Source organism: Levilactobacillus hammesii DSM 16381, from assembly GCF_001434395.1.
GTDB lineage: Bacteria > Bacillota > Bacilli > Lactobacillales > Lactobacillaceae > Levilactobacillus > Levilactobacillus hammesii.
In genome coordinates this window covers 176,914-203,204 of record NZ_AZFS01000046.1, presented here as the reverse complement: position 1 = coordinate 203,204, position 26,291 = coordinate 176,914, and the positions used below count along the sequence as shown (strand labels likewise).

Annotated in this window: 24 protein-coding genes; 3 read left to right on the top strand and 21 right to left on the bottom strand. The window is 50.4% G+C overall.

The annotated features are described in order from the left end of the window. Positions 1 to 530 precede the first annotated feature (530 nt). The 19 genes from FD28_RS04890 to cdaA all read right to left on the bottom strand — a co-directional run bounded on the left by FD28_RS04890 (position 531) and on the right by cdaA (position 20,023). Complete coding sequence (locus FD28_RS04890; protein ID WP_057733172.1) at positions 531 to 1,295, bottom strand: ABC transporter ATP-binding protein; 765 nt, start codon at positions 1,293 to 1,295, stop codon at positions 531 to 533. Continuing rightward, positions 1,276 to 2,247 carry an iron ABC transporter permease gene (locus FD28_RS04885; protein ID WP_057733170.1) on the bottom strand — a complete coding sequence of 324 codons (972 nt, stop codon included), beginning with the start codon at positions 2,245 to 2,247 and terminating at the stop codon, positions 1,276 to 1,278. Before FD28_RS04885 ends, FD28_RS04890 begins: the two co-directional genes overlap by 20 nt. Continuing rightward, entirely contained in the window at positions 2,244 to 3,140 is an 897-nt protein-coding gene (gene isdE / locus FD28_RS04880) for a heme ABC transporter substrate-binding protein IsdE (protein WP_057733168.1), read from the bottom strand. The genes FD28_RS04885 and isdE overlap by 4 nt, the downstream gene beginning before the upstream one ends. Before the next feature lie 12 nt (positions 3,141 to 3,152). Further along, a complete protein-coding gene (locus FD28_RS04875) occupies positions 3,153 to 3,932 on the bottom strand; it encodes an NEAT domain-containing protein (protein ID WP_057733166.1) in 780 nt (259 codons plus the stop codon). After that, entirely contained in the window at positions 3,910 to 5,097 is a 1,188-nt protein-coding gene (locus FD28_RS04870) for an NEAT domain-containing protein (protein WP_157059840.1), read from the bottom strand. Before FD28_RS04870 ends, FD28_RS04875 begins: the two co-directional genes overlap by 23 nt. A 221-nt stretch (positions 5,098 to 5,318) precedes the next feature. Continuing rightward, positions 5,319 to 6,041: an NEAT domain-containing protein gene (locus FD28_RS04865; RefSeq protein ID WP_057733164.1), complete on the bottom strand. Its 723-nt coding sequence runs from the start codon at positions 6,039 to 6,041 to the stop codon at positions 5,319 to 5,321. Positions 6,042 to 6,392: 351 nt separating this feature from the next. Next, entirely contained in the window at positions 6,393 to 6,701 is a 309-nt protein-coding gene (locus FD28_RS04860; protein WP_057733162.1) for a hypothetical protein, read from the bottom strand. Between the two features lie 407 nt (positions 6,702 to 7,108). Continuing rightward, entirely contained in the window at positions 7,109 to 7,984 is an 876-nt protein-coding gene (locus FD28_RS04855; protein WP_057733159.1) for an AraC family transcriptional regulator, read from the bottom strand. A gap of 16 nt (positions 7,985 to 8,000) precedes the next feature. Beyond that, a complete protein-coding gene (locus FD28_RS04850) occupies positions 8,001 to 8,462 on the bottom strand; it encodes a heme-degrading domain-containing protein (protein WP_057733158.1) in 462 nt (153 codons plus the stop codon). Further along, complete coding sequence (locus tag FD28_RS04845; RefSeq protein ID WP_057733156.1) at positions 8,459 to 8,884, bottom strand: VOC family protein; 426 nt, start codon at positions 8,882 to 8,884, stop codon at positions 8,459 to 8,461. Before FD28_RS04845 ends, FD28_RS04850 begins: the two co-directional genes overlap by 4 nt. 16 nt (positions 8,885 to 8,900) lie before the next feature. Further along, positions 8,901 to 10,037 carry a Gfo/Idh/MocA family protein gene (locus FD28_RS04840; RefSeq protein WP_057733154.1) on the bottom strand — a complete coding sequence of 379 codons (1,137 nt, stop codon included), beginning with the start codon at positions 10,035 to 10,037 and terminating at the stop codon, positions 8,901 to 8,903. A 636-nt stretch (positions 10,038 to 10,673) separates the two neighbouring features. Next, entirely contained in the window at positions 10,674 to 11,759 is a 1,086-nt protein-coding gene (locus FD28_RS04835) for an ABC transporter ATP-binding protein (RefSeq protein ID WP_057733152.1), read from the bottom strand. A gap of 205 nt (positions 11,760 to 11,964) precedes the next feature. Beyond that, positions 11,965 to 13,380, bottom strand: a complete 1,416-nt coding sequence (locus FD28_RS04830) for a glycoside hydrolase family 73 protein (RefSeq protein WP_057733151.1) — start codon at positions 13,378 to 13,380, stop codon at positions 11,965 to 11,967. Positions 13,381 to 13,484: 104 nt separating this feature from the next. Then, on the bottom strand, positions 13,485 to 14,189 hold the full coding sequence (locus FD28_RS04825) for a glucosamine-6-phosphate deaminase (protein WP_057733458.1): 705 nt from the start codon (positions 14,187 to 14,189) through the stop codon (positions 13,485 to 13,487). Positions 14,190 to 14,426: 237 nt separating this feature from the next. After that, positions 14,427 to 14,549: a hypothetical protein gene (locus FD28_RS13510; protein ID WP_157059839.1), complete on the bottom strand. Its 123-nt coding sequence runs from the start codon at positions 14,547 to 14,549 to the stop codon at positions 14,427 to 14,429. A 145-nt stretch (positions 14,550 to 14,694) separates the two neighbouring features. Next, on the bottom strand, positions 14,695 to 16,512 hold the full coding sequence (gene glmS, locus FD28_RS04820) for a glutamine--fructose-6-phosphate transaminase (isomerizing) (protein ID WP_057733148.1): 1,818 nt from the start codon (positions 16,510 to 16,512) through the stop codon (positions 14,695 to 14,697). A 302-nt stretch (positions 16,513 to 16,814) separates the two neighbouring features. Continuing rightward, the gene (gene glmM, locus FD28_RS04815; RefSeq protein ID WP_057733146.1) at positions 16,815 to 18,170 is read right to left on the bottom strand and encodes a phosphoglucosamine mutase; all 1,356 of its coding nucleotides are present in this window, start codon (positions 18,168 to 18,170) and stop codon (positions 16,815 to 16,817) included. A gap of 36 nt (positions 18,171 to 18,206) precedes the next feature. After that, positions 18,207 to 19,175 (bottom strand): CdaR family protein, encoded by a 969-nt coding sequence (locus FD28_RS04810; protein WP_057733145.1) that lies wholly within the window; start codon positions 19,173 to 19,175, stop codon positions 18,207 to 18,209. After that, positions 19,175 to 20,023: a diadenylate cyclase CdaA gene (gene cdaA / locus FD28_RS04805; RefSeq protein WP_057733142.1), complete on the bottom strand. Its 849-nt coding sequence runs from the start codon at positions 20,021 to 20,023 to the stop codon at positions 19,175 to 19,177. Before cdaA ends, FD28_RS04810 begins: the two co-directional genes overlap by 1 nt. 246 nt (positions 20,024 to 20,269) lie before the next feature. Between cdaA and FD28_RS04800 the strand changes: the two genes are divergently transcribed. After that, entirely contained in the window at positions 20,270 to 20,935 is a 666-nt protein-coding gene (locus FD28_RS04800; RefSeq protein WP_057733140.1) for a DUF1361 domain-containing protein, read from the top strand. Between the two features lie 183 nt (positions 20,936 to 21,118). Here the strand turns inward: FD28_RS04800 and FD28_RS04795 are convergent, their stop codons facing one another. Beyond that, complete coding sequence (locus FD28_RS04795) at positions 21,119 to 23,257, bottom strand: cation:proton antiporter (protein WP_057733137.1); 2,139 nt, start codon at positions 23,255 to 23,257, stop codon at positions 21,119 to 21,121. A 21-nt stretch (positions 23,258 to 23,278) separates the two neighbouring features. Next, positions 23,279 to 24,190, bottom strand: a complete 912-nt coding sequence (murB, locus tag FD28_RS04790) for a UDP-N-acetylmuramate dehydrogenase (protein WP_057733136.1) — start codon at positions 24,188 to 24,190, stop codon at positions 23,279 to 23,281. Positions 24,191 to 24,459: 269 nt separating this feature from the next. Here murB and FD28_RS04785 point away from each other — a divergent pair, with 269 nt between their 5' ends. Further along, positions 24,460 to 25,224 (top strand): exodeoxyribonuclease III, encoded by a 765-nt coding sequence (locus FD28_RS04785; protein ID WP_057733134.1) that lies wholly within the window; start codon positions 24,460 to 24,462, stop codon positions 25,222 to 25,224. Positions 25,225 to 25,251: 27 nt separating this feature from the next. Further along, the gene (locus FD28_RS04780) at positions 25,252 to 25,788 is read left to right on the top strand and encodes a 3'-5' exonuclease (protein ID WP_057733132.1); all 537 of its coding nucleotides are present in this window, start codon (positions 25,252 to 25,254) and stop codon (positions 25,786 to 25,788) included. Positions 25,789 to 26,291 lie beyond the last annotated feature (503 nt).

Genomic DNA, 26,291 nt, shown 5'->3' with positions numbered 1-26,291 from the left:
TGTCTCCAAAGTCGCCCGTGCTGTAAACTGGCTGAAAAAACGCCAGTTAACACCACCTTCACGGCTGGGGCCATCCCTGGCCTCCTCCGGCTCTGATTGCGTTTTATCATGACGATAGTTGTAAGTTACGACTACCTGACATTTCGGGGGTCAACTAATCACGACTGTTACAGTCATGATCACAGTCAACTCAGAACACTGTGTAAGCCGTGAGGTCGGCAGATATGGGCTCAGGCGCGTCGTTCTACTTAGTCAGTAAGTGAACTCCTTACTGGCTTAGTAGAAAACCAAGCTTGTAGACTCGTGATTTTCGAGGCTTCAAGTTGTGTTCGCACCGTTCCAGTCCCATATCTGCCGACCGGTAAGGCGAAGGGACCACTAGGTTGCCTAGTTTTAGGCCGACTATTATTCCCAGAATAGATATACCTGGTACTTTAAAACTTTCTTTCGTAAAATCATTAAAAATGATGAGACTAAATGTCTATTCTTTTCGTTAGTATTAGTAACGGGACATTTTGCAGCTGCCCCGCTCAATCCATCACTGGCACCTGCACGATATACGGTCCCAATCGCGGCACATCCACGATCTCGATCGGTGTTTCAAAGGTTTGGGCCAACAGATCCGCCCGACGAAGCTGTGCCGGTGTACCGGTCGCTACCAGCTTTCCCGCCTGCAGCAACCACAACCAGTCGCTCACCGTAAAGGCCTGATTGATGTCATGTAGTACCTGAATGACCGTCATGCCGCCCGTTGCTAACTGCCGCAGTTGCGCCATCAGCGTTTGCTGGTAATGGACATCTAGGTACGTGGTCGGTTCATCCAGCAATAGAACTTGGGGCGCTTGGGCCAACGCCATGGCCAACCACACCCGCTGTTGCTGACCACCCGACAGGTTCTGCAAGTGTTCTCCCGCCAGCGCCGTCAGTTGCGTTTGCGCCAAGTAGGGGCTGATCTCCGTGTCCGGCACGGTCGCAAACAGCCCATGATACGGCAATCGCCCCATCTTGACCGTTTCAGCGACCGTCAGATCATCGTAAACCTCGTGTTGTTGGCTCACCACCGCGATTCGCTGAGCGACCTGCTTGGCCGTAAAATCCGCCAGTGGTCGTTGCGCTAACGTCATCGTTCCCCGATCAGCAACCAGTTGTCGTGACAGTAGCTTGAGTAAGGTGGATTTCCCGGCACCATTGGGACCAATGATCGTGGTAATTTTGCCGGTCGGAAAGGTTCCTGAGAGGTCAACTAGCCCCGTTGTCTGTCCCGGATACCGGTAGCTAATGTGCTGTAAGTCCATGAAAGCCTCGCCCCCGTTGCAAAAGAATAATCACGAATGGTCCCCCAATCACGGCCATCATGGTCGCTGCCGAAATCTCGCTGGGAACTATCACCGTCCGACCTAGCGTATCCGCCGCCAGCATCAGCCAAGCCCCCGCTAGCATTGAAAATGGCAACAACGTTTGGTAGTCGTGGCCGACCAGTCGGCGCGCCAGATTGGGAATCACAATCCCGACAAAGGGAATCGCCCCGACAGTTGCTGTCACGCTGACCGCCAGATACATCCCCAGCAAAAGCAGCGCCCACCGTATCGTTCTGACGGGCACACCAATCGTCTGTAAGGCCGTATCGGCCAGCTTAAGGTAATTGGCCCAGGGAGACAGCAACAACGCGACTAGCAGCCCCGTCAGCCCCAAAATCAATAGGCCTAACGTGTCCGACCAGGTGACGGCGTTAAACGTGCTCGCCATGACCTGCGTCGCCTGTCCACTGCTCACCAACCGCGACAGCCCGACGAACGTCGCATCGAGGGCCACCCCCACGATAATGAGCCGGTACGGATCGCGCAGGGCTGTGCCACTGGTCAGAATCGCCAGGGCCACGATGCCCCCAACTAAGGCCAGTAACCAGTTATGGCCCGGCAACCAGGGCAGCAGCACTGCCCCACCGAGTTTGAAAAAGTCAGCCGCCGAACTGATCCCGAGGATGCTGGGATCGGCAATGGGGTTTCGAAAAACGGCTTGAAATAAGGCCCCCGCCACCGCTAAGCACCCGCCACAAATGAGACTACTGATAATCCGCGGCAGCCGCAGATTGAAGATGGTCACGTAGTCGCGGCTTGCCGGCTGGCTCAGAATTTGAAACAGCCGCTGAGGGCCAATCCAAGTGGTGCCAACCATGAGCGCGACGACCATCGTGCCCACTAACAACAATAGAATGCCAGCGTACCACCAGCCCACGCGTTTGGTCATGCCGCGGCCCCCTTCTTGGGATACAACCAGTGACTGACCTGATCCAGCGCCGTGGTGACCCGCATGTTCGCCGTCGCGTCAAAGATGGGCTCCTGCAGGTCATAGACTCGGTGGTGCTTCACGGCGTCCGTGGTGGCCCACATGGCATTGTCCTTAAACTCCTGATTAAACTGGCTCGTCACCATCTTGGGCATGGCGTGTTCCAATCGGAGAATGACCTGGGGATTGGCCTTTTGAATCGCTTCATCATTGGGCTGCATGTACTCCTGGGTCTTACTGGTAAAGACATTGGTGCCCCCGGCTAAACGCACCAGATCCCCCACGTAGGCACGATTGGTCGCAACCATATAGTTGGCACCCGGTAGGCCCATGATGACCAGTACCCGAGGCGCGGTCTGATGCTGCGCACGGTCACGGGCCACCTTTTTCGCTGTCTGAATGTGACGCACCTGTTTAGCGGCCGCCGACTGCCGGTGGTACCGATTGCCTAGTTGCGTCAGCGTTTGTTCCAGATGGGCCACACTCGTCAGATCCAAGAAGTGCGGTGTCACGTGTTGCGCCTTAAACGCCTTCCCAAATTGATCACGTAAAGTCGTGACCGAATACACAGCGGTCGGCTTCAGTGCCGTAATCTTTTCCACACTGGGATTCATTGGATTGCCCACCTTGGCAACATGCTGATAGCGCTGCGGAAGCGTGTTGGCCGTCGTCGGAACGCCCACCAGCGTCAGATTGAGTTTATCGGCAATCTGAACCACGGCATACGTTGTGGCCACAATCCTTGGCTGACGACGCTTCTGCTGGTGCTGTTGCCAAGCAAAGCCACCGCCAATAATGCCCACGATCAACAGAACGGTGAGCGACCATAGCCCAATTTTCCTTGGATTTTGCATCTGCCAGACCTCCTAATGTCTCCCGAAGTACCACCAACTGCCACCACCCACGAGGATCAGGATGGCGACAACACCACCAGTCAGTGCGCCCCAATGGGTCTTTTGCTGGGGCACTTGATCGGAGTCACTCGCTGACTGTGCGGCACTGTCCGCCTTAGCCGTCGACTGGCTGGCAGGAGCTGACTGACTGCTGGTGCTGGCCACCGCTGATGATGACTTTGACCGAGCCCGTTTGTTCACACGACTAGACTGTGATGCTGATGATGACGCCTTGGAACTGGCAGTTGCTGGTTCCGTTGCCGCACGGGTGGTTCGACGTGCAGTCGTCGTTGGCGTGGCGGTCTTGCCCAGAGCTGGCAGGTCGCCCGTCTTGAACCGAAAACTAATCTTGTGCTTCGCCTTATAGACATCCGGCACATTGATGGCGAGTTTCGCATTAATCGTACGTTTCAGATTCGTCGTTGTGAAGCTGTAGTAAACGTGTGAATTGCCCGCACTGTCCTTAACCTTGCGGACATTCTCCGGTGCGTGACCATCCACCGAAAGCACCCGAACCGGCCAACTCGTTAACTTTTTAGCCGTTTTCAAATCCATCGTGACCACGTAAGCCTGATTTTTGACGGTCACGGTCGCCGGATGGACAAAGTAGCCACTGGCCATAGAGGTCTGGTTAGTCCCATATTTTAGCGCGGAATAGTCGATGGACTGCGCATGACCCACCACGGGTAACAGAAGTGCTAACACCCCCACAAACAGGGCCAGCCCCCCTTTAATTCGCTTTATGTTGGTCATATCGTTTCGCCCCCCATAAGATACCGCCGGCCCCCATCAGGCCTAACAGTCCCCAACCTAACAGGGTATTGGGCGCTTCATGTGTTGCCGGTAACGTCCGTTTGGCAGCAAGGGTACTGCCCGTTGTCGACCGCGCGGGAGCACTGGTGCGCGTTGCTTGTTTATTCGTCGTCTTAGGTAAGGCGGCGACTGCTGCAGCTGTTGCCTTATCCGCAGAACCACTCGCCGCAAACCGGAAACGTACCGGGAAGGTCTCGCTAATGTTCATCGCCGGAACCGTGACGTGAATCTGACCCGGAATTAGCTTGGCCGTTAAACTACTGGTGCTCTTGATTGGGAACCAGTAGGTCATGGTGTAAGCCTTCGCGGTCTGACCATACGTCACCCGGCTGCTTGGAACCGCCACACCATCCATCGTCTTGGGAACCACGGCCTTCGCACCTAATTTCAGTGATTTGGCATAGCTCACGGTCAACGTCACCCGGTAACCCTGACTAGTGGGGGTCACCTTAGCCGTATGCGTATAGTATTGATTGGCATCAGAGGGCGTCATCGCCGTGGCCTTCAAGACCTGATACTTCCAATACTGTGTCGTTGGCGTCGTCTTGCTGGTTTTAGCCGTAGGTGTGGCCGTCTTCGTCTTAGCCGCAGTGTCAGTCGTGGCCTTGGGCACAACCGTCTGGCTAGAACTGGCCTTAGCCGTTAATGCCGTGGCCTGACTGATCAAATCAGCCGTGGCGGTGCTGTCACTGTCCCGTTCGGCCTTCGCCCACGTCAAAACTAAGCGCGCCGATTCCTGCATCTTTCCCATCGGTGTCGTCAAATTAAAGGTCGCGGGTACCGGACTGGTTAAGGCCGTTAACCCAACCTGATAAATTGCCTGACCATTGACGGTTTTGACCAACGTGGCCTTTTGACCGTCCACCGTCATCCCCTTGATATACTGGGCCCCGTTACTAGTCAAAAGCACTGTGGCGTGATTGTCCTTAACACGTACAGCCGCATGATCGCCAAAAAATTGATTTGCCGAGGACGTGGCCGAACTATCCGCCTTGATGATCTTGGCCGGCACCACATAAATCCCATCGTCTAACGTCGTGGTGGCAGCATCCGCACACTGCACGCCACCTTGCAGAACCAAGACGGTCAAAAAGCTTACCGCCATTATCCCAATTATATGTAAAAACCTTCGCCATTTTTGCATGGCACACTCACCCCATTCAATTATTCAAACCGCCTGTTTTCACGATTTATGTACTCGCTTTCATTTTACCAAACCCCTTCAGACACAACAAACTTATCGCCCCAAACGATTAAAGTATTGGCTAATCGATCGATAAACAAAAGATCACCGTCACAATGACGGTGATCTTAAACAGTCACGGCTTATTTCGCAACGGTGATCGTCTTCGTCACGGTCTTGTAGCCCGCTTTAGTCGCTGTAACTTTGAGCTTCCAGCTCTTCTTGACTGCCTTTTTCAGCTTAACGGTGTACGCCGTCTTCTTGGCCGTCGTCTTACCTAACGTCGTGGTCCCATGCTTAACCGTCACCTTGGCACCCTTGGTGGTTGTCCCGACAACCTTCTTGGCCTTAGCCTTAACGCCCTTGGTGCTCAGCTTAACCTTCGTTGTCGCCACTAAGGTACTGGTCTTAAACTTAAGCGTGGCGGCTTCATTCATGGTCACGGTCTTCCCGTTCATCGGCACAGCCAGGCTAAAGCCTAACGTGTGACTGGCCTTCAGGTTAACGTTGCTGAAGGTGTAAGTGTTGCCAGAGGCCTTCTTCGTCACGGTCGCCTTTTGTCCATTCAAGGTCATAGCTTGAATAAATGGGTTGCCGGCCTTGGTTACGGTTAAGGTCACCGTGGCCTTCTTGTTCTTAACGGTTACCGCCGCCTTACCTGTCAAGTAACGTGCGGCCTCAGAAGGCGTCGTTGTGCCACTCTTAGTGATGGCATACTTAACGCTGTACTTTCCATTCGCTAACTTCGCCGCATTCAATGAAGCCGCCTGAGCCGTGGGCGTCGTCCCCAGCTGGACCGCTGGAAGTGCCGCACCAACACTGGTCAACATCAATAAAGCACTAAACACCGTCAAAGACTTTTTCACAATAAGTCCCTCCCAAAATATGTAAACTTTTCTTTTTATGAATCCGATTACATAGTAGCATGATTCAAGGTTCAGCTCCACCATTAAGACTCCATAAACGCCGCCACAATAGGCTTATCGGGCGATTAATGACTGGCAGATTTCCAGCTAAATTGACAGCGACTAATTTCTTATTTTTCTTCCTAAAGTTCCCTCAAGGCCGTCCCCACTACGCTTATCCCCCACCATCATCACGTGCGCTAACTGACGACAAGGGAAACTACTGTTTTCATTTATCAGTCAATAAATGAAACTGAAACTAACAAAAAAAGTTTAACCGGTCACTTAACTTTCCGATCAAACTCTTTATTTTTAGCCAATATGATTTTCGTGCAAAATGGCCGTAACTTCAGCCTGCATATCCGCCGGCTTTTCCCATTCCTGAAAGGTCTTAAAGTCTTCAGTCGGCATGTCATAGTGTTCATTCACATAGTCTTCATAGGCTTGAACGTGCGGGGTGTGGGCAATGTTTAACTGCAAAATCCGCACCTGCTTAATCAGCCCACGCTCCACGGCCAGTTCGGCCCGTCCGTTTTGAACCATATCACTGATTTCCATGTACTTGCTACCATCTAACCGGGTAATTTCTTCAATTAGGGTAAACGTTTCATGACTTTTCATCAATTCTCACCTTTCACTTTCAATCCACTCATGTGGCCACACGGACTGGTTGCGCTGACTGCCTAGCTCGGCAGAAACCGATCCCAGTTACCGTGCGCCGTACCGCTCTCAATTATACAAGGTTTTAGACAAAAACAAAACCACTACCAGGGAATGGTAGTGGTCGGCATAAGAGAGAAAGAGAATTGATTAGAAGGTAATTATTAATACCTTACGAGTTATAATATACCGTTCTTTGTAAGCGCTGTCAACGCTTTTTACAAAATAATTGTTAGTTTTGATGATTATTTGGCCTCATAACGATGTCCCCTAATCACTTAAAGGCTGCTGTAGCAACGTTTTCGGCCGACTAGGCACAGCTAAAAATTATTTAACAATTATTTTTAACTTTGTGTAATCGTTTTCGTTCAGAGCGTTTTTTCATGAATTGAGCGCTCATTCCTGATGAACGCTCTGGGCGTTAGACCAAATTGTTTCTTAAATTCTCGGCCAAAGTGACTTGTATCGGCGTAGGCCAAACGTTCAGCCACTTGTTTGACCTGCATCTTGGGCTGGCGTAATAACTTTTGGGCAACTTCGAGCTTCAGCGTCATGAGATACCGTTGCGGCGATTGTCCATAGTACTTTTTAAATAAGTCCAACGCATAACTCTGACTAATATTGTAACGACTCACTACGGCAGCAATAGAAATGTGGTTGGGATGATCCCCATAGTAAACCTGATGATCCACCTGTTGTTTCAAATCTTGGGCCATTTTGGTACACAGCAGGAATTGGTCCGGATTAGTCTCATCAAAGCTAAACTGACCTTGTGTCTTCACAGCGTCCAGCAGAATCATAATCAGATTAATCGTATTCATCTCAATATTGAGTTTATCCGTCAACCCATACTTAGTTGAAAATAGCGTAATCAGCCGCGCCGTACACCGCTTCAAATCCGCATACACGGGCCAATCCGCACGAATGATTTGATTGGCATAACCGCGAGTCAACATGTACTTGAAGGACGGGTCATCCAGGTTAAAGTGAATGGCAAAGTAGGTTAGCGGCTGGGCGCCCACCACAAAATTATTGTGTCGAATCCCCGCCGGAATAATGATGAATTCCCCGACGCGCGTCACCAGTTCGCCAATCTCAGAGGTCGTCCGTTGCGTCCCCGCCATGATATACATCAATTCAAAGGCTAAATGAGCCTCCGGTTTCCAATGCCAGCCCGGCTGAACAGTCTCCATATGACCACCAAAGAGCGTAAATTGCGTGTTAATCAAAGGTAGTCGTTTCATCAGGCAATCCGGCCTCCTACTTTAAGAACTCACGGAGCGTCTCGACAATCAACTGATGATCCTCCCCCGAAGCAAGCCCCGAGACGGCGATACTCCCAATCAGCCCGGTTCCCCTGAGCACGACCGGGAAGCCACCACCCGCCGCGGCATAGTCATGACCATCCAATGCCGCGGCCTCTTCTAGGGTCTGTCCGCGTGCGGTCATTTCCAACTGCTTCCGTAGGCTACTGGTCCCATACTCGTAGACCGTGTTAATCTTCCGCTGTAACCATTTGTCATTATCAATGGCAGTGCCCGGCATGGCCGCATGAAAGAGCTGCTGCCGGTTACGGGTAATATCAATGGTCACTGCCGCGTTCTGAGCTTGCGCACGAGCCACGAGTTGTGCCCCCAGTTGAAGCGCTGTGGTATTACTAAACTGCGAAAATTGTAAGGCCGCTTCGTCCGCCTGGACTTCGGCCATCACGGGCATCTTCATGAGTGACGCCCCACGAGTTGGAACGAATCCGGCGTGTACTGCATAAACTCAATTTGATTGCCATCGGGATCGGCTGACCAAAGCTGGTAGGACTTGTCCGGGCCGAACTTGATTTCACTATTGACCGGAAGCCCTTTGGCCTGTAATTCTCGCTTAGTCGCCTGAATATTGGGAACTTCCAGACTGAGATGCAGGTAACCACAGAGATCATACCCGTGAGTGGCCTTGGGAAGATTATCGTTATCGTAAAAAAGCTCCAGAAACTGTCCCGGTTGGATCTCCAAATACTTGATCCACGGTCGCCCCTGATCGTCCGGCAACTCAAATTTATCGGTGAAACCCAGGCCGTTGCAGTAGAAGTCCACGGCTGCCGCCATATCTGTTACCTTAAATGAAGCGTGCGCAATCCGATTAATGTCCATTCTAATAACTTCCTTTCTAAAAGGCTAAGGCGCTTTCCTCAGTGGGACCCCAAAAGCCATTATCCAAGTATCCCGTAGGCAAGGGCGTAGGCCGATCAAACGTTGACTGCAGCTGATAAATGCTCCCCGTCTCGGCGCTTTGATACATGCCGTGAATCAGCTCGAAAACGTGATACGCCATTTCCATGCTAGCGCGATGTGGCCGCTGCTGTTGAATAGCCCAGGCCATATCTGCCACGCCCAGTCCCCGCGAATTTTCTAAGAAGCCGTGAGTAAAGGGAAACTTAACGGGATCATTCAACTGTTTCGTCAGGTAGTTCGGTGAATCAAAGTTGTTCGGGTCGCCCATCTTGAGGATGCCGGCCGAGCCAAATAGGGTCATCTGGGGGTCTTCGTTTAGAATATTCTCCGAATTGAAGTGCACCGTTGCCAACACGCCATTCTGATAAGCCATCGTCGCCGTTAAGATGTTGTCATCGGCCACCGTTGACTTCTCGCCAAACCACGGCTTGTCCGTACGCTGCCCCACGCGCTCGGGTTGATAGCGGCGACCAAAGGCACTGACCTGCTTAGCTGGTCCCAAAATGCTGGCCAACGCCGTCAGATAATAACAGCCCGTGTCAAATGGCAGCGTCCCACCCCGTTGATTCATGTGGGGGAAAATATCCGCATAGACGCGAAAGTTCCGATTGAGCGAAACCACCACCGATAAGGGGTCGCCAATGAGGGCATGGTCCACGATGTACCGGGCCGTTTGAATCCCCCCGCCGAGGAAGGTGTCGGGGGCAACGCCGAGGCGCAAGTTCTTAGCCTTAGCTAAAGCGCATAACTCTTGTCCTTCGGCGAGTTCCACGGCCATCATTTTCTCGGAAAAGACGTGCTTACCGTGCATCAATGCCTGCTTAATGATGCTGTAATGAGCCTTAGGCGTCGTCAGGTTCACGATCAACTGAATATCCGGATCCGCTAGTATGGCGTCGTAACTCATGGCCTTGATGTGGTATTTCGCCGCTTTAGCCCGCATCTTCTCCGGATTACGGTCGTTGCAAGCCACCACATGCGTGATCGTAAACTTATCCTGCAATGACTGTAGGTAAATATCGCTAATCACACCGCACCCCACAACGGCAACGTTAATCTGTGCAATAGCCATTTGATCCCACCTCTCATTAATTCCTATCATCATTATGTAACCGGTTACAATTAGAATGATAACAACTTTTTCCAAATTAAACAGGGGGTAATTCAGATAAAAGTAGCCCAAATTCGCACTGTTGGGGTGAACTCACGGATGCGGTTGGTAGATTGGCTCAGTTCATGAGTCCCTCACTCGCCATGACACTTCGGAAACTGGCGGCCTCCGAAACGCGTTCCGCTAGCCAGATCCCTGCGCTTAACCCCATTAAGCACCGGCTCGCGATCGTTAATGGTTAGACTGGCTCAGTTCATGAGTTTTTCTCTCGCCATGACACTTCGGAAACTGGCGGCTTGCGAAACGCGTTCCGCAAGGCAGATTCTTCCGCTTAGACAAATAAGAGACTCCTGCCCGGCATAGCCGAACAGAAGCCTCTTATTTCCCTAATGCTCAGAATCTAAGCGCCTTGCTTCACGCTCTTACAAAAAAAACACCACCGTCTCCGGTAGTGTTCGCCATTTAGTCTTCACCAAATGAGAGATAAACCTCTATTCAATTCATTGGGAAATTAAATAAAGGGGTAAATAAATGGTAAGTTAAAGATACCACGCAAAATGATAAAAATCTATCCATTTTATCATAGTTTTCTAATTTTTATTTAACGCTCTGCGTCTCACTCGTATCGTGGAGTACCGTCTCAGGGTGAATCAGGTTACTTGGATGTTGGATAACATCCCCCACCGAGTGACCAGAAACGTTGGTTAAACAGGTCAGAACAAAGATGATCCCCACGGCTAACGTCAAGAGACGCGTGCCCCAGCCCATCTTCTCACTGATCACGGACCCGTAGAAGTCCTTCTTAACCTGTGCTGCCATATTGGTGGCATTTGGTTCTGCCGCTTGGCGTTCTTCAGTCACCTGCTTTTGGTAGGCATCGATGTCGAAGGCCTTTTGGTTTTCCTTCATTTGACGTTGGAAATGCTTCTTTTCCTTCTTCGTCTGGCCCTTGAACCACTTGGTGAATTCACGGTAATGCTTAACAACATCCGCCGTGGCACCCAGTTCCTTCAACGTGCCATAGTGAATCCACGCGACCCGGTCACACAGAATTTCAATCTGCTTCAAAGAGTGACTGACAAAGACGATGGTCTTGCCTTCGTCCTTAAATTCCGCAATCTTGTCCACACACTTCTGGTAGAAGGTATCATCCCCAACAGACAAAGCTTCATCAATGATCAAGATGTCTGGATTAACGTGAACGGCAATGGAGAACCCTAGCCGTGACTTCATCCCTGAAGAGTAACTCTTAACGGGTTGGTATAAGAAATCCCCAATATCCGCGAATCCCACGATATCATCCATCAACGCATCAATTTCAGGATTGGTCAATCCTTGCATCAATGCCTTTAACCGAATGTTTTCCAATCCGGTCAGATTGCCCCGCAAACCAGCACCAATCGCAATGATTGACGTGTCGCCACGCACATCCACAATTCCTGTCGTTTGGGGAATAATGCCGGAAATGATGTTGGACAACGTGGATTTACCCGAACCGTTGACCCCGATCAATCCCAACGTTTCACCGGACTTAACCTCCAGTGAGATTCCCATCAGTGACCAGAAATGCGGCACTTTTGTGTTACTCAGAGAGAAGAATGACCGTAATTTTTCGGATTGACTCTTGTAGAGGTCATATTCCTTCGTCACATTTTGGACCTTAATTTTATATGAATTATCCATGAATTAAACTTCCTAACTCAGTTATTAACGTTTCCTAGTAAGGCTCACTCGTCATCCATGAGCTCAGTCTTGTGTATTATACCAAAAAAAGCGTATCTGTGGGTAATTTCTCGTTAGCCTTAGAGATTTCTTTAGTCCCCTCATCAGGACAACCGGCGCCAAGCCACTAAAAAAAGCCGCAGTCACCCGCAGCTTCTTCCTATTGCTACTGTAATGCTCGCGCATCGACCCAGTATTTGGTCTTATTACCGTTAAATTGAATCCGATACCAAGTCGTCTTATAAGCCGTCTTGGTGCCCTTCAAACTGACGGTCACCTTGGTGCCTTTTTTACTACCGCTGGGCCACTTCAACGTTTTTTGATCGAAGTGCGTCTTTTTAACGTGATTATAAACGTGATATTTACTGAAATTCTTGGCTAATTTCTTAGTGCCACTGGCTGCCGTGTAGACCACATAGTCATACTGTGGGCTCGCTGCGGCTTCCGTTGAGGCAATCCAATACTTCTTGGTGCCAATCTTGATGCGGTACCAAGTCGTCTTGTAGCCGTCTTGGGTCTTGACCGCTTGGTTATCGGCCGCATACGTCTTAGCCGTCAACTTTTTGAGTGAGCCCATGGACTTTGCCAAATAAGGCGAATTGAAGACGTGATTGTAATAACTTCCCGTCATCCCACTGTTCACTTTAACCGTCGCCGTGCCACTCGTGTACTTCACCGTTGGTAGCGTCAAGCCGTCCGTGTACAACCAATACTTCTTAGCCGTGCTCTTACTGGAGAAACGGATACGATACCACGTGGTCTTCTTACCGGACTTGGGATCGGTCTTAACCGCCCGCATATCCAAATAAACCTGTTGCCCCGTGTAATCGCTCAGCTTTCCCCAGGACGTCTTCGTAATATTGGCCCGCGTATTTTTAACGTGGTTGTACAACGCGTAACTGGTATGTTTGCTGCTCAGTCGAGCCGTCTGATTGCCACTGGCCCCATAGTACTTCGCCTTGGCATACGTTACCGTTGGCTTGGTGGTACTGGCGCCCGAATCAGCTGAACTGCCTGAACCGCTGCCATCCAACAAAGTGTCGAGACTGTACTGCTTAATCACCGAAATCAGGCTCGTGCCGTAGGTTGGTGAGGTTGCATAGACCCCCGTCAGCGAATTAGCCGCTGCGCTGTAGGTCGCCGCATTCTCACGCCAAGCTCCACTGTAAATGGTAGGGTTGTAGGCTGTCCCATTTCGTAATAACTGGGCATTATCTGTCATTGAAGCCTTAGCATTCGGATATTTCCGGAAGTTAGCCGTGGTGTAGTAGAGCTGGCCATCTGAATTGTACTCGGCCGTCTTCATCGCCACTGATTGCCCATTGTAACTACCCTTGATGCCAAAGTAGTTATTGGCCTGCGTCGTTAGCGCACTGGTTCCCCAGCCACTCTCTAACGCCGCCTGAGCCATCATGACGGATGGGTAGAGTTTGTATTGGTTAGCTACAGACACTACCGGACTCTTCAATTGGGTGATAAACCCTTGGGGATCCGTGGTCGCCGCATGACCAACGCCCCCAATGCTACCTAGGCTTACACCCACCACGAGTGTCGCCAGGAGCCACTTCTTCGTTCGCTTCATCTTACCAATTTCCCCCTTAAAATCGCTTCCAAGTTAAGAATACCATAATTTGGCGAAGTGCTTAAAGAAAAATTAGTAAGAATTGTCGGGATTGCTAAAGTTGATTAGTCCAATTGACTAGCAGCCGCTTCGTCCAAGATGACGTGAACGTTGGGATGCGTCTGCAAATAACTAGCCGGTACATCTGGCGTAACGGGGCCCTGAATCATGGCCGCAACCGCCGCTGCCTTAGCTTCACCGTATGCGACAATGAGAATTTCTTTTGCCTTTAAGATGGACCCAATTCCCATAGAGTAAGCATAACGTGGAACCTCATTTGCATCATCGAAGAACCGTGCATTGGCGGCAATCGTTGATTCTGTCAAGGTAACCTTGTGGGTCGTTGATTCCGGATCAGTACCAGGTTCATTAAACCCAATGTGACCATTCTGACCCAAGCCTAAGAGTTGTAAGTCAATCGGGTTGTCCGCGATAATTTGATCGTATTGGCTCGTTGCCGCTGCGGCGTCCAGATTCGATCCATCTGGCACGTAAGACTTAGCAAACGGCTTTTGGTTAAATAAATGATGTTGCATGAAGTAATGGTAGCTTTGCGGATGATCCGCATTCAACCCCACGTATTCGTCAAGATTGACGGACGTTAACTGGCTGAAGTCCAAATCACTCGCAACGAGTTGTTCATAAATCGTGACGGGCGTACTCCCAGTAGCTAAGCCTAATACCTTGGCCCCCTGGTTGATGGCTTGTTGGAAAATCTTAAATCCGGCCTGACCCCCGGCCTGCTTGTCACTGACGATTTGGACGTTCATATTCGTTAATTGCTTCATTTCATTCAGTCTCCCTCTCTTAATGGTATAGCCCAATTATAAATGCTCTATACCAATTTTTCAAGTAAACAGCTCACTTTTTTCGATTTTTTTGAAAGAATCCCGCCCTTTGTAACATTTAAGTGTTCCCTTAACCGCTTTGACCTTAGATAATTGAACCTCAAATTCGTCCACTCAGCCAACAAAAAAGGATGCCCACTGTCCTGAACAGTGACCACCCTATTTCCGACGAATCCCCCGCCGGTTGGCGCTTAACGCATTCTGTTGCTTCTTAAATTTATCAAACGTTGCGTCCCGTTGCTTTTGGTTTTTATGAGTATCGACTCGTTTCGTATACTTCATCAACATTCACCTCACTTTTTCAAAGTTTTCATGAATGTACTATACAACGAAAGCTTGCGATACGCAAGGAAAAGACTTTTCAGCTAAAAAAGAAGCCACTCCAAATGCGAGCAGCTTCCTTAGTAAAGTCATTATTTAATTGCGGCTATTCAACCGTGACACTCTTAGCCAGGTTACGTGGCTTGTCGACATCCAGGCCCTTGTTCAGGCTGGTGTAGTAAGCCAATAATTGGGCAGGTACGACACTCAAGAGTGGCATCAACATCTCGTCAACGTCAGGCAAGATCAGGTCGTCGCCTTCAATCGCCAGGCTTTCCCGGACAATCGTCAAGGTCTTCGCGCCCCGAGCCATTGTTTCCTGCAGGTTACTCCGAGTCAGGCCAGCCGTCTTAGCCTGCGTGATGAAGCCAATAACCGGCGTATCCTTTTCAATCAAGGCAATCGTCCCGTGCTTCAGTTCACCGGAAGCAAAGCCTTCAGCTTGAACGTAGGAGATTTCCTTTAACTTCAGGGCGGCTTCTAGAGAAACCGCGTGGTCAATTCCCCGACCAATGTAGAAGGCCCGGTTAGATTGCATCAGGTAGTCGTTGGCCATCTTCTCCAACTTGTCCTTTTCATCAACAATGGCCTGCATCCCGGTTGCAACCAAGCCTAATTGTTGGCGAATATTGAAGTCCTGCGCCACGATTTGGCCAGTCGCTTCACCGAGTGCCTTAGCCAAGATGGCTTCCAACGCGATTTGCGCCGTGTAAGCCTTAGTGGAGGCAACGGCAATTTCTGGACCCGCGTGGAGTAACAACGTGTAAGTGGCTTCACGTGACAACGTGGAGTTCTGAACGTTGGTAATCGTTAAGCTTGGGTAGCCCGCGTCGTTCACGTTGACCAAGACCTCACGACTGTCCGCCGTTTCACCAGATTGCGTCAGGAAGATAAAGAATGGCTTCTCTGACAACATCGGTTGTTCGTAGGCAAATTCGGAAGAAACATGCACTTCCGTTGGGATGTGGGCTAATTTTTCAAACAGCCGCTTCCCAACTAAGCCGGCATGGTAACTGGTTCCGGCACCCACAATGTACAACCGATCAGCTGCTTGCATCGCATCCAGTAGCTTCTGGTCGATCTGAGGAACACCGTGTTCTGACAGGTAAGTTTGGGCCAACTTACGCATCACGTTAGGTTGTTCGTCGACTTCCTTCAACATGTAGAAGGGATAGGTTCCCTTATCAGCAGCGTCAGCATTCATGTCCACGTGGAATGGCTTACGTTCTACGGGGTTCCCCTCGGCGTCTTGAATGGCCACCTTGTCAGGTGTGATGGTAACCACTTCACCATCCATCAATTCCAAGAAGTCATGGGTTTCCTTCAACATAGCTAAAGCATCGGAGCAGACCACGTTAAAGCCATCGCCAACACCAATCAAGAGTGGACTCTTGTTCTTAGCCACGAATAACGTGTCTGGTTGTTCACGGTCCATCATCAGGAAGGCGTAGGAAGAGCCCTTAAGCAAGCTCAACGTCTTCAGGAAGGCTGCCTTTGCATCCAAATTGTCTTCAACGGCAAACTTATCAATCAATTGAACGACAACTTCGGTATCCGTTTGGCTCTTGAAGGGCACATCGCTCAGGTACTTGGCCTTGAGTTCTTGGAAGTTGTCAATCACACCGTTGTGGACCAGGTAGAAGCGGTCGTCATTGGAGAAATGAGGATGCGCATTGTCCACGCTAACGACCCCATGGGTTGCCCAACGCGTATGACCAATCCCGGTTGACCCGTGAACATCGGGGGTCACCTTAGAACGTAATTCAGAGATCCGGCCCTTGGTCTTCACCAAGTAATCCTTCCCCTTTTGATCATTGACGTAGATACCGGCTGAATCATAGCCCCGGTATTCGAGCTTTTCTAGCCCATTTAGTAAAATTTTAACGGCATTGTCATTACCAGTAACACCAACAATTCCACACATAAGTTGTCTTCCTTTTCTCGACGCCAGTCCCAGCAAGTCCAAGGAGGGTCGGTTGATTTAATTGAGAAATGTATCTGTTTTCTTTAAAATTGGTATAGACTGAAACATTTTGAAAAACATTTCTGAATGACTTTACTTTACAGCGTTTAGCGGGGGTTGTCAATTAAAAAATATTGAACTGGTCTATCATAATATTTATAATGGCTTTTCATGAAAAAAAGCACCCTGCCTACGTGGCAGAGTGCCCTCTTTCATCTTATTTTCCATTTCAATATGACACCTAGTCACTGAAAGATCAGCGGCTATTTGACCCCAACTTCGGCACGAACCACTTCCGCAATCCGTTCAACGTAAGCCGCAACCGCGTCTGCTGTCGGAGCTTCCGCCATCACCCGTAAGAGGGGTTCCGTCCCGGAAGGCCGAACCAGAACACGACCGTCGCCAGCCATTTCTTTTTCAACGGTAGCAATCATGGCCTGAACCTTAGGATTTTCCTGGGCGGCCTGCTTGTCAGCCACCTTGATGTTAACCAGCTTTTGTGGGTAAGTCGTCACGTCAGCGGCCAGTTCAGAGAGTTTCTTGCCGGTGACCTTCAGGATATGCAGCAACTGGAGACTCGTCAATAAGCCGTCACCAGTCGTATTGAAGTCCAAGAAGACCACGTGACCGGACTGTTCACCACCCAGGTTGTACCCGGATTTACGCATTTCTTCAACCACGTACCGGTCACCAACCTTCGTCTTAACCGACTTCAAATCGTGGGCGGCCATGGCCTTGTACATCCCCAGGTTACTCATGACCGTAGTCACAATGGTGTCCTTCTTGAGACGCCCGTGTTCAGCCATATACTTTCCGCAGATATACATGATCTTATCGCCATCGACGATCTGACCCGTCTCATCCACAGCGATACACCGGTCACCGTCACCATCAAAGGCCAGCCCAATCTGAGCCCCCTTCTCAACCACAAATTTTTGCAATTGTTCGGGATGCGTTGACCCCACCTCCGCGTTAATGTTCAATCCGTTAGGCGTGGTGGCAATCGTATCAAAGTCCAAATTCAAGTCCGCGTATAAGCGAGAAACTAAGCTGCTGGTTGCCCCGTTGGCAGAATCCACGGCAATGTGTAAGCCTTCGAGATCATCAGCGATGGTTTGTTCAAGGAACTGAATGTATTTTTGGCTACCTTCAGAATAATCCTCAACGGTACCCAGGCCATCCGTAGCTGGCCGTGGCAAATCATCCGTTGGCGCATCCAAGAGGCCTTCGATCTCTTCTTCCATCTCGTCGGAAAGCTTGTAACCATCATTCCCAAAGTACTTGATCCCGTTGTATTCTACGGGATTGTGAGAGGCCGTAATCATGACCCCTGCGGCAGCACCCTGCGTCCGCACCAAGTAGGCCACGGCCGGCGTAGAAATGACACCTAACCGAAGAACTTCGATGCCGACGGATAAGAGTCCTGCGACCAAAGCATTTTCCAACAATTGACCGGAAATCCGTGTGTCCCGGGCAACCAATACTTGGGGATGCTTGTTTTCGCTATCCGCGTGTTGGGTCAAAACATAGCCGCCAAACCGGCCAACCTTAAAAGCCAACTCTGGGGTTAATTCTTGGTTAGCAACGCCCCGGACGCCATCAGTTCCAAAATACTTCATCGTAATCTTCCTCATTTCTCAAACAGTTTTTTGTCGTTAATTGGTGGTCGCTTTGATCGTCACCTTAATGGTGGATGGGTCAAAGGCCGTTACATTGTTATCACTCGTGTCGAGTGTGACCGTCTTGGTCGTATTGTTCTTCACGTCACTGACATCGACATCGACTGCCACGTTATCAAGATCCTTTAATTGCGAGGCACTCCCATACGCAGTAACTTTGGTCACGTTACTGGTTAGTTTATACGTCGTTCCGGACGAGCCATTCTTCGCGTTCAGGTCAAGTCCGACCTTTTTGCTTTCACCATCCGAGGTGATCGGCAGGTTAGCCGTGGTGGTCGACGGTGTCAGAATCACATTGACCGTATTACCACTGCTGTCCAATGCCTCAATCACCGCCTGACTATTGACCGTCTTCTTGGTGTTTTGTGGCACCGTGAGTTGTGCAATGACCTGCTTGATCCGTGAAATCTCATTGGCAGCACCAGTGGCCTTAACACTCGTCACATCGGACGTTGCCTTGCCTGCCGAATACCCTGCCGCAATATTTTGATTATTGTAGCGGACCTTCACGGGATATGAAACCGTCTTACGTGGTTCAATATCAACCGTAATCTTCGCCGGTGAGATGCTGGATTCAATTTCATGATTCAGGCCCTCTTGGTGAAGCGTCACCCGATGCTTGCCAACGCCCAGATCGCTCAAAGCCGCGTAAACTTTGAAATTTTGGGTATTGGCCGTTGTTGTGACCAACGCCAGCGGCCCGCGCAAAGTCACTTTGACTTTCTGTGGGTACCCCGTCACGAAGTACTTATTGCTGTTGACGTTGAGTTGTAAAGGGACTGACACCTTCATGGTCTTCGTTGCAGTTAGCGAAGTGTTATTGGTCGAGCTCGTTGACTGCGTGCTGGTTGACGACTTGGTACTATTCACGTAGAAGAACAGTAGGATGGCTAAAATAAGGGCTAGGATACGGTATAGCCACGTTGTATAACGCGCATTTTTCATTAGCGCCGCCCCCCTCTAAAGCGTCGATCAAACCAATCCAACGCCTTCACTAATACGTTGCCATTATTGGCCGCTTCTTCATTCACTAATTCATCACGCAAGAACTTCAAGTAATCCGCCTGTGTTAAACCGCGCAACAACTCGTTGTTCTTGGTAATTGAAACTTCACCGGTTTCCTCAGAAATCACGATGGTTAGGGCGTCCGTCACTTCAGAAATTCCCACGGCCGCCCGGTGCCGCGTGCCCAATTCCTTGGGAATCAGGTTACTCTCCGACAATGGGAGATACGCCGCGGCCACAGCGATACGGTTATCCCGAATGATCACCGCACCATCATGCAACGGTGTGTTGGGGATAAAGATGTTAATCAACAGTTCCCCCGTCAACTCCGCATCCAAATCAATACCGGTCTCAATGTAGTCTTCCAGCCCGGTGTCCCGCTGGATGGTCATTAACGCCCCAATCCGTCGTTTAGACATGTACTGAATGGCCTTATCCAGGCCTTCGATCATGTGATTGGCCGCCTCATTTTCATGACGGATTCGCACAAACAAAGAGCCCCGGCCTAAGTGTTCCAACCCCCGTCGAATCTCGGGCTGGAAGATGATAATGATGGCGATAACCCCCCAGTTAATCACCTGGTCGACCAACCACGACACCGTGTTGAGTCCCAGATAAGCACTGACGAATTTCACCAGTAAAATCAAAATGACGCCCCGGAAGAGCTGAATGGCCTTGGTTCCCCGTAACATCACGATCAATTCATAAATGACAAACCAGACGACTAAAATGTCGAGTAGGTTGACAAGATTCCCTATTGTAAGGAGATTGCCCCAATCCAGGTTCATGACTTTCCCTCCAAATTGAATTCAAATTTCATTATAGCACGGGGTCGCTGACATTTCGCCCCGAATCCTCAGAATGGCGTTAAAACCACGGTTACTGCTCACAAAATTTACAGAAACGTTAAGCTCCAGGTAAATCAGTATTTTATCAAAAATATTCTGGTAAACTAGAAGTCATATTCTGTTCGTTTTCAGCGCAAAGGCTGTAGAATGAAGGTAGATATTTGATGAAAGGAACGGTGAAGGCTAATGAATCGGCGGGCCCGGTGGGAAATTAGAATATTCTTTGTGGCTTGGCTGATTTTCCTGTATTTCCGCGCCAAAGATCCATTTTCCTTCTTGGTGTTGAACACCTTTTTGGGTTACATCCCGATCGAGCTAAGCTTTCACCTGGGACGGGCCCAGCCTAAGAGTGCGTGGCTGTTCTGGCCGCTGCTCCTCTTGTGGTTGTTATTCTACCCGAACGCACCCTACCTACTGACCGACCTATTCCATCTATCGCTCCTGCAGCCTTACGCGTTGAGCGGCCTCCTGCGGGTCACACCTCACCTGTGGATCTACTTCACCTACATGATTATCAGCGCCATGAGCTGCACCTTGTTAGGCTTCTGGAGCCTGAACTACGTGAGCCAGGTTATCAGCGAACGTGTGGCGAGGGGCAATCACGTTGCCCGGTTCATCATCGTCTTACTGTTGACCTTCTTGACTTCCGTGGGGCTTTACATTGGCCGGTTCCTGCGCATCCACACCATCTATCTCTTCATTAACCCGGAACAGTTTGTCCGGCCAATTATGGACATGTGGACCAGTAACATGTGGATCTTTGTGGGCCTGCTGACGTTTATCCAGCTTTTCTGTTACTGGATTCTTTACCTGATTATGCACAACAGTCAGCAAAATGAATTATCCGATTAAACATCCCAGACGCCAACCTTTTGGGGGTTAGCGTCCTTTTTTACGTCCTGACCACCACGCCCAGCCTCAGGCGGTCTCTCACACAAAAAGCTGCGTTCGATCATGCATATGCAGAGATCGAACGCAGCCTTATCATTTACCATTTTGTTTTACAGATTACGTTGGTGCACTAACCGTCAGGACTTATTCGCCCTCTTCGTCAGTCAACGACATCACCAACACGTTTTCCGCGTAGTTCACGTACTGCCGAAGATGGGTCGCCTTGGTCCAGGTGATATTCCCGGCTTCCAACAGGGTCTGAATCCCGGTTCGCTCGGCCCCCAGTGCCCGAACCCGCAATTTATTGATCTGATGTTGGTAATCATCGTTACGGTGTGGGGTGGTGGCTGCCTTAGCGCGTTCGATCCGATTCCGATACTGTACGATCAGATGATAGACGGCTTGGTTATCAAACTGCGTCTCATCAATATCCGTTCGCGACAGATACTCTGACAGTGCCTTGATGGCGGCTTTAGCCGTCTCCCGCTCGATCAGATTATTCTCAGCATGTAGCCGATCGGTATCCTCAGAGTGCAACCAGTAGGCCGCATCCCGCCACAGGTGCTTAAAGAACCGCCGCCAGTAGTTAATAACTCCCGGCATCGTGTGCCCAGAGACCTGCGTCAACCGGCCTTCCAGGTTTTCAATTCGACGCAGCGCCCCGACATAGCTGGTCTGGGTGATCTTTTCACCTTGTCGCAGCTCTTTTAGAGTCGCGCGTTCACCATCAATGGTGACCTGTCGTAGCTTGATTTCATCGTCCAGCACCTTCTGCATGACCGTATCAGCACGGTAACTCATTTCCAGCCGCCGAATGATGAATTGATAATCGAGAATCAGGTCATACGCCGCCCGCTGATTATTGGGACGCCGTAGCTCCTCAATCTTAGAAATCGCCAGCCGCATAATGTACGCCCGGGCTTCTTCCTCACTGATCTGTCGAACGGGTTCTTCAGGAAATTCTTCCGTATCATCGTCATCCAGGTTGATATCATTGGCAATATCGTCACTGGCACTGGCCCGCGTCTGCAGCGGTTGCTTATCCGTTGAGATCAACGGTAGCATGATGGTCGCAGCCACCAGACTAATGATAATCACTCCGGAAGCCACAAATAGCATCAGTGCCCGTGCCGGAAAATCAGCACCACTGGCAATCACCGTGGGTACAGAGAGCACCCCGGCCATGGTCACGGCGCCCCGGACCCCAGATAGTCCGGACAGGACCACTGTTCTGAAGCCAGGCCGCTCATCACTGTGGTTACGGGTCAACCGCTGGAACAGAATGTACCCGTACGTCCATAGCGTTCGAATGACCACCAACACGACCCACGCCATGAAGGCAAAGAACAGGGCCTGTCCCGTGTTGAATTGGCCGCCCTTAATCACCTGTGAGGTGGCCACGGGAAGCTCGATACCGAGGATCACAAACACAATCCCGTTTAATGAATAGATAATAATATCCCAAACTTTTTCGGTCACCAGCTTTAATTCCGGTGAATCCTCCACAATTCGGTTCTCCCGCGCGTGGAAGAGCACCCCGGCCGTAACGACCGCAATAACCCCCGACGCATGCGTAATCTCTTCGGTCACCAGATAGATCACAAAGGGCGTTGCAATCTGGAGAACCGTGTTAAAGATCACATCGTCAATTCCCTGGCGCCGTAAGATATCCATCAACAGCTGAATGGCTGTCATGAAGATCAACCCGGATAGGAAACCCACGATACTGATATAGATAAAGTCACCCACGGCCGTCCCCACCGAGAAGGCCCCGGTAACGGTTGCCGCAATGGCATATTTAAATGCAATCAGACCACTGGCATCGTTGATCAGACTTTCACCGCTGACCAAGTGCATCAGGCTGGCTGGCAGTTTAACTTGTTTAGAAATCGACTGCACCGCCACCGGGTCGGTCGGTGACAGGATGGCCGCCAAGGCGAAGGCCACGGTCAATGGCATCTTGGGAATCAATTCATAGATTAGAAAACCACCCAGTAGCGTCGTCAGGAAGACCAGCCAAATGGCATTCCCGAAGATCGGCCCCCGCAACCGCCAAAGCTCACGTTTGGGGAAGCGGCGTCCATCGTTATACAGCAAGGGCGCAATGAACAGAAGCAAGAACCAATCTGTTTCGAGCGGCACCTCAAATTGCCACACCAACGCCACCAGCAGTCCCAAGGCAATTTGGATCAGGCTGACTGGGATAAACGTGAGGTAGTGACTGATAATATTGGAAAAAAGGACCAGGACAATTAACAGAATCACGGCTTCAACTATAGGCACATAGGGTTCCCCCTTCTTCTCTTATTTTTGAGTCGGTTCTTCACCAATAATCCGCACTTCGGTCTCAAGATGCACCTGATCTTCTTGCCAGATAACCTCTTGGATATGGTGAATCAAGTTTAAGTAATCGGTTGCGGTCGCGTGGTCAATATTCACGATAAAGCCCGCATGCTTCGTGGAAACCTGTGCGCCACCTAATTGAAAGCCTTGGAGCCCGGCAGCCTGAATCAGCCGCCCCGTATAGTGGCCGGTTGGTCGTTTGAAGACACTCCCACAGGATGGCAAGTCTAGGGGTTGCTTGGCGGCGCGCTTGGCGTTCAAATCGTCCATTGTCGCCTGAATGGCCACGCCATCCCCAGGTTTCAGCGTAAAGGTGGCCGTTAAAATAATGTCATGATAATCCTGAACGGAGCTGTGACGGTAGCCAAAGTCGAGTTCTTGATTGCTCAAGGTCCGGATCTCACCCTCTGGTGTCAACACCTCGGCCGACGTCACCACTTCACTGATTTCGCCACCATAGGCGCCAGCATTCATAAAGACGGCCCCACCGATACTTCCAGGAATACCAGCGGCAAATTCAATTCCCGTTAACGCATGGGCTTGGGCCACCTGAGTGGTCTTGATCATGGCCGCACCAGCCTCAGCCGTGACCGTTTGCCCGTCCGACGTAATCTTGTTCATCTTAGTCAGAATCATAACCAGGCCACGGATACCGCCATCACGAACGATGAGGTTGCTGGCATTACCCACGACCGTGACAGGTAAATTTTCCTGTTTAGCATAGGCTAACAGCGATTTGGTCTCTTGGACGTTGGTTGGAAAGGCCAGGTAATCGGCCGGTCCCCCCGTCAACGTATGCGTATAGTGTGCCAAGGGTTCATTTTGTAAAATTTCAATCGCTGGAAATGCTGCTGTAATCTCTTCCATCATCATTAGTTTCCCTTCGTTTCTCAAAAGTTTGTAGCCCGGTAGATGCGCACGTCATCTAATCAAACCACAGTCATAAGGCTATTTTACCATGGAACCCCCTACCACCGCACGCCGCGCGCATTGATTCTTTGGAAATTGTCGATTTTTTGCACACCTGAGGGAATGATCGCCCGGTATCACCCACCCGGTCATTTTCTCAGTTCCGCGGTCGAAACGACACGACCTGTCGACGACTTCTGGTATACTGGAAAGTAGCAGTTGGAGGTGCGATAATGAAATTTATTTCGTGGAATGTAAACGGCTTACGAGCCATTGTGAAAAAAGGATTTGTCGATACTTTTAAGGAACTGGACGCCGACTTTTTTGGTGTTCAGGAGACCAAGTTGCAGGAGGGCCAGATTGCGTTGGACCTTCCCGGCTATTACCAATATTGGAACTACGCCGAACGCAAAGGCTACTCCGGAACGGCGCTCTTTACCAAGCACAAACCGTTAAACGTGATCTATGGGATCAATGCACCGGATTTCGACCATGAAGGCCGGACCATTACGCTAGAATATCCCGACTTTTACGTGTTGACCTGCTACACCCCCAATTCTGGGAGTGGCCTAAAACGCCTGGATTTCCGGATGGGCTGGGAAAAAGCCTTTCTCGACTTCATTCAGAGCCTGAATGCACAGAAACCCGTCATTTTCTGTGGCGACCTCAATGTGGCCCACACGGAAATTGACCTGAAGAACCCCAAGACCAACCACAAGAATGCGGGCTTTACGGATGACGAACGTGAAAAGTTCACCGCATTACTGGCTGCCGGTTACACGGATACGTTCCGTTACTTCAACCCCGGCGCCACAGAACGCTACTCCTGGTGGAGCTATCGATTCCACGCCCGTGATAATAATGCCGGGTGGCGGATCGACTACTTCGTCACTAGCCAACGCTTGCAAGGCCACCTAAAAGACGCTAAAATACTAGACCAAGTCATGGGGTCCGACCACTGCCCGGTTGAACTCGATGTTGACGGATTGACGGTCTAAAACCACTTTTGAAGGGATGATGCACTCTTGAATTTCGTCGCTATGGACTTTGAAACGGCTAGCGGTAAACGCTACAGCGCCTGTTCACTCGCCTTAACGATCGTCCGTAACAGTCAGGTTGTGGATGAATTCTACTCACTGATCAAGCCAGACACCGACTTTTTCTGGCGCAACGTTCAGATTCACGGTATTCACGAACGCGATGTCGCCAACGCCCCCGCCTTTCCGGAGGTCTGGGAACACGTCGCGCCCTTCTTTCAACGCGATCGCTTGGTCATCGCGCACAACGCCCCCTTCGACAATGGCGTGCTCCGAAGTACCTTGGAACACTACAATCTGCCAACGGCACGCTACTTGACGCTCGACACCGTGAAGACCAGTCGTAAGTTCTTCCCAGAATTTCCGAACCACAAGCTCAATACGGTTTGTGACGAACTGGGGATTGACCTTCATCATCACCATAATGCGCTCGACGATAGCCTGGCTTGCGCCAACATCCTGCTGTACGAGGCCAATCACTTTGGCACCCAACCGTTGAAGAACTTTGTGACGGTTAACGCTTAAAATGGGTCCTTTATAGTTACTAACGAAAAAAATCAACTTTCAGTCTCACTAATTTTGAGCTGACGCCTGTTTTTCAGACATCAGAGACTTGACAGTACACGGCCAACTAAGTTAGTCGTCACCATTCACCTGCGGCTGCCAGAGATTCCGGCTGCGGTGGGGACCGCCTGCGGCCTAAGGAGCGGTCCTCCGGCTCGGTTTGAAGCCCGGAAAATCATCGGTCTCCAAACACGTCCCACGCTGTAAGCCGAAAATCGGCTAACACCGTTGTCACGGCCGCCTACATCTCTGGCCTCCTCCGGTTTAGCTAGTTTTTAACCACCACATTGATGCAAACTTCGCTGGCCCAACAGCATTTATCACAAATTACTGACAACCTGATCTGGAGCCGTGAGTGAGTCAAATTTGGGCTCAGCCGTGGGATTTTCCAAGTGGTTCTCTTGGAAAATGGCGACTTTGAAACGTGGGCTGTCGGTTCAAAGCGAGGTTCGAGACCGCTCTGT

Excerpts from the sequence above, each read along its gene's own strand:
- FD28_RS04890 (WP_057733172.1), bottom strand. The coding sequence starts at position 1,295 with ATGGACTTACAGCACATTAGCTACCGGTATCCGGGACAGACAACGGGG.
- FD28_RS04885 (WP_057733170.1), bottom strand. The coding sequence starts at position 2,247 with ATGACCAAACGCGTGGGCTGGTGGTACGCTGGCATTCTATTGTTGTTA.
- isdE (WP_057733168.1), bottom strand. The coding sequence starts at position 3,140 with ATGCAAAATCCAAGGAAAATTGGGCTATGGTCGCTCACCGTTCTGTTG.
- FD28_RS04875 (WP_057733166.1), bottom strand. The coding sequence starts at position 3,932 with ATGACCAACATAAAGCGAATTAAAGGGGGGCTGGCCCTGTTTGTGGGG.
- FD28_RS04870 (WP_157059840.1), bottom strand. The coding sequence starts at position 5,097 with ATGGCGGTAAGCTTTTTGACCGTCTTGGTTCTGCAAGGTGGCGTGCAG.
- FD28_RS04860 (WP_057733162.1), bottom strand. The coding sequence starts at position 6,701 with ATGAAAAGTCATGAAACGTTTACCCTAATTGAAGAAATTACCCGGTTA.
- FD28_RS04855 (WP_057733159.1), bottom strand. The coding sequence starts at position 7,984 with ATGAAACGACTACCTTTGATTAACACGCAATTTACGCTCTTTGGTGGT.
- FD28_RS04850 (WP_057733158.1), bottom strand. The coding sequence starts at position 8,462 with ATGAAGATGCCCGTGATGGCCGAAGTCCAGGCGGACGAAGCGGCCTTA.
- FD28_RS04845 (WP_057733156.1), bottom strand. The coding sequence starts at position 8,884 with ATGGACATTAATCGGATTGCGCACGCTTCATTTAAGGTAACAGATATG.
- FD28_RS04840 (WP_057733154.1), bottom strand. The coding sequence starts at position 10,037 with ATGGCTATTGCACAGATTAACGTTGCCGTTGTGGGGTGCGGTGTGATT.
- FD28_RS04835 (WP_057733152.1), bottom strand. The coding sequence starts at position 11,759 with ATGGATAATTCATATAAAATTAAGGTCCAAAATGTGACGAAGGAATAT.
- FD28_RS04830 (WP_057733151.1), bottom strand. The coding sequence starts at position 13,380 with ATGAAGCGAACGAAGAAGTGGCTCCTGGCGACACTCGTGGTGGGTGTA.
- FD28_RS04825 (WP_057733458.1), bottom strand. The coding sequence starts at position 14,189 with ATGAACGTCCAAATCGTCAGTGACAAGCAGGCCGGGGGTCAGGCCGGA.
- FD28_RS13510 (WP_157059839.1), bottom strand. The coding sequence starts at position 14,549 with ATGAAGTATACGAAACGAGTCGATACTCATAAAAACCAAAAGCAACGG.
- glmS (WP_057733148.1), bottom strand. The coding sequence starts at position 16,512 with ATGTGTGGAATTGTTGGTGTTACTGGTAATGACAATGCCGTTAAAATT.
- glmM (WP_057733146.1), bottom strand. The coding sequence starts at position 18,170 with ATGAAGTATTTTGGAACTGATGGCGTCCGGGGCGTTGCTAACCAAGAA.
- FD28_RS04810 (WP_057733145.1), bottom strand. The coding sequence starts at position 19,175 with ATGAAAAATGCGCGTTATACAACGTGGCTATACCGTATCCTAGCCCTT.
- cdaA (WP_057733142.1), bottom strand. The coding sequence starts at position 20,023 with ATGAACCTGGATTGGGGCAATCTCCTTACAATAGGGAATCTTGTCAAC.
- FD28_RS04800 (WP_057733140.1), top strand. The coding sequence starts at position 20,270 with ATGAATCGGCGGGCCCGGTGGGAAATTAGAATATTCTTTGTGGCTTGG.
- murB (WP_057733136.1), bottom strand. The coding sequence starts at position 24,190 with ATGATGATGGAAGAGATTACAGCAGCATTTCCAGCGATTGAAATTTTA.
- FD28_RS04785 (WP_057733134.1), top strand. The coding sequence starts at position 24,460 with ATGAAATTTATTTCGTGGAATGTAAACGGCTTACGAGCCATTGTGAAA.